Annotated in this window: 5 protein-coding genes and 1 pseudogene; 2 read left to right on the forward strand and 4 right to left on the reverse strand. The window is 39.0% G+C overall.

The genetic code is table 11. From position 1 onward, the window contains the following. Both NEOC65_RS04530 and NEOC65_RS04535 read right to left on the reverse strand, forming a co-directional pair. The coding region (locus tag NEOC65_RS04530) for a leucine-rich repeat domain-containing protein (RefSeq protein WP_213155897.1) at positions 1–1447 on the reverse strand (1447 nt) is incomplete at its 3' end. 374 nt (positions 1448–1821) lie between these two features. After that, positions 1822–1992 carry a hypothetical protein gene (locus NEOC65_RS04535; protein WP_213155899.1) on the reverse strand — a complete coding sequence of 57 codons (171 nt, stop codon included), beginning with the start codon at positions 1990–1992 and terminating at the stop codon, positions 1822–1824. A gap of 266 nt (positions 1993–2258) precedes the next feature. On the opposite strand from NEOC65_RS04535, the gene NEOC65_RS09710 reads away from it, so the two are divergent. Then, positions 2259–2390 carry a hypothetical protein gene (locus NEOC65_RS09710; protein ID WP_283248274.1) on the forward strand — a complete coding sequence of 44 codons (132 nt, stop codon included), beginning with the start codon at positions 2259–2261 and terminating at the stop codon, positions 2388–2390. A gap of 52 nt (positions 2391–2442) precedes the next feature. Here NEOC65_RS09710 and istB read toward each other — a convergent pair whose 3' ends face one another. Both istB and istA read right to left on the reverse strand, forming a co-directional pair. Then, positions 2443–3213, reverse strand: a complete 771-nt coding sequence (istB, locus tag NEOC65_RS04540; protein ID WP_213155901.1) for an IS21-like element helper ATPase IstB — start codon at positions 3211–3213, stop codon at positions 2443–2445. Further along, positions 3206–4753 (reverse strand): IS21 family transposase, encoded by a 1548-nt coding sequence (istA, locus tag NEOC65_RS04545; protein WP_213155903.1) that lies wholly within the window; start codon positions 4751–4753, stop codon positions 3206–3208. Before istA ends, istB begins: the two co-directional genes overlap by 8 nt. A 126-nt stretch (positions 4754–4879) precedes the next feature. Here istA and NEOC65_RS04550 point away from each other — a divergent pair. Then, positions 4880–5098, forward strand: a pseudogene (locus NEOC65_RS04550) (hypothetical protein); the annotation flags it as partial.

The following is a 5098-nucleotide window of genomic DNA, read 5'->3' on the forward strand; positions in this document are numbered from 1 at the left end:
GCAGAGCGGTGAGTTGGTTCTGATTTAAGTAAAGATATTGCAGCTGAGACAATTGACCAATCTCTGCAGGCAGACTGGTGAGCTGGTTTTGATTTAATTTAAACGTCTGCAGCTTAGACAGCCGCCCGATTTCTGCAGGCAGAGCGGTGAGCTGGTTTTGATTTAAGTAAAGATATTGCAGCTGAGACAATTGACCAATCTCTGCAGGCAGACTGGTGAGCTGGTTTTCACTTAAGTCAAGCCTTTGCAGCTGAAACAGTTGCCCGATTTTTTTAGGCAGACTGGTGAGCTGGTTTTGATTTAAGTAAAGCCTTTGCAGCTGAGACAATTGCCCGATTTCTGCAGGAAGACTGGTGAGCTGGTTTTGATTTAAGTCAAGCACTTGCAGCTGAGACAATTGCCCGATTTCTGCAGGAAGACTGGTGAGCTGGTTTTGATTTAAGTTAAGCACTTGCAGCTGAGACAATTGCCCGATTTCTGCAGGAAGACTGGTGAGCTGGTTTTCTCTTAAATTAAGCTCTTTCAGCTGAAACAGCTGCCCAATTTCTGCAGGCAGACTGGTGAGCTGGTTTTGATTTAAGTCAAGCCATTGTAGCTGAAACAGTTGCCCAATTTCTGCAGGCAGACTGGTGAGCTGGTTTTGGTTTAAGTCAAGCGTTTTCAACTGAGACAGCTGCCCGATTTCTGCAGGCAAAGCAGTGAGTTGGTTTTGATTTAAGTAAAGCACTTGCAGCTGAGACAATTGACCAATCTCTGCAGGCAGACTGGTGAGGTGGTTTTGGTTTAAGCCAAGCGCTTTCAGCTGAGGCAGTTGCCTGATTTCTGCAGGCAGACTGGTGAGGTGGTTTTGGCTTAAGCCAAGCGTTTTCAGCTGAGATAACTGGCATATTTCTGGAGGTAAATAAGTCAAGCCTACTCTAGATAAATCTAAAGCCGCGATGTTTTTACAATTTTCTTCAATCCAATCTCTAAGAAGCTCTCCTTTTTTTCCTAGAGGCAAGTGTTTAATTTCTTCTCGGCTCAAGTATTTTTTCCCACCAGGAAGGTTTTTCCAAAGTAAAAGGCGATTAATATTTACAAAATAAGAAGAGTAATTGGCCAGCGTTAAACCTCTGTTTTCTTCTGTTTTCTCTATAAATTCTAGAGGAGAAAAAGACTTGGCTAAAGTAAAGATTTGCCTAAAGATTGCATTTACCTTTGCTACTTCAGAAAGCTTTTCTTCTAGCTTATAAATCCTATCTACAATAAGAGCCTGCTCCTTAACATTTCCTTGAGGAACATGCACTTTACCTATTTGCTTATAAAGAGGAGGCATGACTTCAGTAGCCAGCAGATGATGCCATCTTTTACAGACGCTAAATAAGGAAGGAACTGCGCAAGCCTCTAAGATAGGGAGCAGCAATTCATTGGGCAAGCTTTCAATAGAGGCCGAAGAGATAGGAGGCATTTTATTCCTTGGGTAGTGATAACTTTTCAGTATTTTATTTATTAAAGGCAATATAAAAAAATTAAAAAATCAAGTCAAACGAATTTGTATCCTTATTAGCGTGAGGATATCGGCTAACTTGTTAAGCAAAGAGCAAGTTACTGTGCCTTGTAATTAATAGCTAGATGTAGAAGGCTTTTGCTCAACTTTGGGCCGACCAGGCGTAGTATGCTTTTGAATTGCTATAATTTGAGATTCTATAACCTGTATATATTTAAGTTTTTTTACAAGCTTATCTAGTTGGCGCTTAGCATTATTTGGACAAGAAAACTCTTACAGCATGGACTTAATGAAGGGTTTGGTTTCTTTTTCATTGTCCTTCAGGTAATGCTTAGCTAAGGTAAAGCATTCTCTTTGATAGGCCGCTTGGCTAAAAGATGACTACCACCTTTATTCAAAGCCTGCATAGCAAGAGGTACTCTCAAAAGCTCGATAGCTTCTATTATCTCTACAGATTTGTCGTAAGGCACTTCAAGCACAAGTTCCTTAACCTCTTTGATTTGCATGGGCACACGCGTGATAAATAAGCTTATTCTCTTTTAAAGGCTTGCAAAGGAGTTAGCGTATAAAGAGCACTATTTCCCACTCTATAGCTCAACATGATTTAAAGCATTTTGCACTAAGGAAAGACTCTGAGAGCCTTTTTTTAAATACTATATCTTCTCTACAAGGCAATCCCTACAAAGCTCCAGCGATTCCCGCTGAAAAAAATTCCCTCTGTGATAAACTAAAAAAGAAATTTTTTTTCGTAAACTATTAGGTGAGGTTAGTTATGGGAATGTGGGCGAAAGAGAAAAAATACCTTTGTGCTGCAGGTTTACTGGCCATCACACGTAAAGCTTTTACAAGGATCAAAGAGCCCTGTCATCCGTCATGGTTGGTGACCCAGGGTCGGCAGTTTTAGTGACCCACCCCCTCGTCACCTTTAGTGACCCACCCTAGCTTGGATTTTTTCTTTACTTCTCGGTTTCTTTACTTTGTTTTTTTGATCTTTTATTGAATTGTTCCATACGATAACTTTTTCCTTCAATCACAAGCTTTGTGGCTCTGTGAATCAAACGATCTAGTGCTGCACTACCTATTAATGGATTGGCAAATATTTCCTGCCACTCTCCAAATTCTCTATTGCTGGTAATAATCGTTGCAGCTTTCTCATATCTTTCACAAATTACTTCATAAAGATCCATTTGACTGGCTTCACTAAGCGATTGTAACCCAAAATCATCTAAAATTAATAAAGGCACTTTAATGACCTGTTGTAGTCTTTTTCTATAGCTGCCATCTCCATGGCCCATAGATATCCAATTAAAAGGCTGGTAGGTTCTATAGAAAAGCACCTCATAGCCTTTTCTAATAGCTTCATGGCCTATTGATTGGGCAAGATGGCTTTTTCCTACTCCACTGGGGCCGATGATTAGCACGCATTCTTTATTTTCTACAAAATGACATGTCGCTAATTCCTTAAGGATAGGCTCATAAACTTTTGTGTTAAATGAAAAATCAAAAGTTTCTAATGTCTTATTGACTTGTAGATGGCTTTTTACGAGCTTTTTTGTGAACTGACTGTGATTACGACGATCCATTTCATCCGTAAGCAATATGTCCAAAAACTGCGAATAAGACCATTTTTCTTTTATAGCTTGTTTTAAACGTTCCTGAAGCGTTTCCAACAATTTAGGCAATTTAAGCTTGTTAAGTTTTGCTTTAAGCAAAATCATTTCATCCATACATAGCTCCTTGGGTAAAATAGTGTGGGTCTCTAGCAAATTTAAAATACTTTTGCGGTTTATCTAATTTTGTAGATTGCTCTTCAAAGGGCTTTTGATCTAAAGCTTTTTCTAAGATCGCTTTTATGCTGGTATAAGAAATAGTGCCATAAATAAGAGCTCTCTGGCAGGCTTTCTCTAATCTAGCAGGGCTATAGCGTAAAGCAAGCTTTAAAATTAATCTAACCGGCCTCAATTTATCGTGAGAAGGATTATTAAGAAGATCTTCACTTAAATTTAAGGTAAAAGGGCCTATGGTTTCTGCTTGAGCAAGTAATCCGCCTCGGGTGGCATTAAGCACTTCTTCTTGCTGCAAAGGGGCATGTAAATTTGTCCTGACGTAATCATTGGGCTTATATGAACGTAAATGCATCGCAATTTCTTGGCCTGCATAGAAAATTTTAAGAGAGCTTTGGCTAGCACAAACTTGTACTTCTTTGCCTATAAAAGCATAAGGAACCGAATACCAAACTTTATCAAAGCGCACTCTCCAGTCTTTTCCTACCATTGTACAATACCATTCCAAAGCATCCCAACGGCAACTTGGAAGGGGTTTTAAATGCTTCTTTTCTTCTTCAAAAAGATCTTGAGGGGTATGATCAACACCCCCAATTTTGCGTTTTTCAGAGATCTCGCAATTCCATTGGTCAAGAGCTTTCTGAAAATCACCTTTAGAAGGCACTTCGATACCTTTTTGTGCTTGACTTTCTAAGAAAAAGGAAAGGAAATTTCTCTTGACGTATTTGATGTCGTTTTCTACCCCACCTTTATGTTGAGGCTTGTAAGGAATGCAAGGGCTGATGATGAATGTATAGTGTTCTGCTAGTTGCTGATAAGATCTGTTGAGTAAAGGTTCATTTAAAGAAGCTTTTGTTACCCCAGCTTTTAGATTATCGATAACAATTTTTGTAGGGACTCCATCTAGCCATTCAAAAGCATGGATATGACAGGCTAAAAATGTCTTGCTGCTCTGATCAAAAACAACTTCGCGATAGGCTTTGCGTGAGTGGCGAAGCCTTAAAGAAAAGACCCAAGCGCGACGATTTTTACCACTTTCAGGATCAAAACATAAACCTAGATAGCCAAAATCTACTTCCGCATATTCACCGGGAATATGCTGTCTGATCATTATAGGTTGAATTTGTTTAGGAAAGTGTTGATGGATGAATCTTCGTACAGTTGATTCACTGCACGTGATGTACTCTTGAATAAGCTTATGAATGACCACAAAACTATGGTTCTTTGCTAACCACTCTTTAATTAAATGGTTAAAAAAATCTAAGTCATGCGGTTTTGAAGATTTTTTTAAATTAAAAGCTATGAGAGCCTGGTGAATTTCATTTTCAGAGGGGATAGATCTATCGTTAGATAACCACCCGCTGTTGTTGGCAACTTTATTGAGATTACGGATAATCGTACGATGAATACCGGTATCGCGATTAATAGAGCGAATGCTTTGCTTTAATTTTAGTCGAAAAATGACTTGTTGTAATTCTACCATATTTCTCTTCCTTGGCATAAAATCTCCTTTTCGGGACAAGATGAAAAAAGATTGTCCCATGAAGATTTATGCAGTTTAAGAGAAATAAAGAAAAAAAATTTTGGTAGCTAGGGTGGGTCACTAAAGGTGACGAGGGGGTGGGTCACTAAAACTGCCGACCCTGGGTCACTAACCATGACGGATGACAAGCCCAGCGTTTCTTCAAAGAAAGCCAAAGTTCCTCTTGTTGATTGTCTGATGAGTGGCCTTGCTTTGTTTGGTTTAAAGTTTCCCTCTTTATTGAAGTTTGATCAAAGAAAAGAAGAACCTATCATTAAACATAACCTTTCGACTCTTTACAAGATT

It is taken from the genome of Neochlamydia sp. AcF65, assembly GCF_018342435.1.
Taxonomy (GTDB): Bacteria; Chlamydiota; Chlamydiia; order Chlamydiales; family Parachlamydiaceae; genus Neochlamydia.

Excerpts from the sequence above, each read along its gene's own strand:
- NEOC65_RS04535 (WP_213155899.1), bottom strand. The coding sequence starts at position 1,992 with ATGCAAATCAAAGAGGTTAAGGAACTTGTGCTTGAAGTGCCTTACGAC.
- NEOC65_RS09710 (WP_283248274.1), top strand. The coding sequence starts at position 2,259 with ATGGGAATGTGGGCGAAAGAGAAAAAATACCTTTGTGCTGCAGGTTTA.
- istB (WP_213155901.1), bottom strand. The coding sequence starts at position 3,213 with ATGGATGAAATGATTTTGCTTAAAGCAAAACTTAACAAGCTTAAATTG.
- istA (WP_213155903.1), bottom strand. The coding sequence starts at position 4,753 with ATGGTAGAATTACAACAAGTCATTTTTCGACTAAAATTAAAGCAAAGC.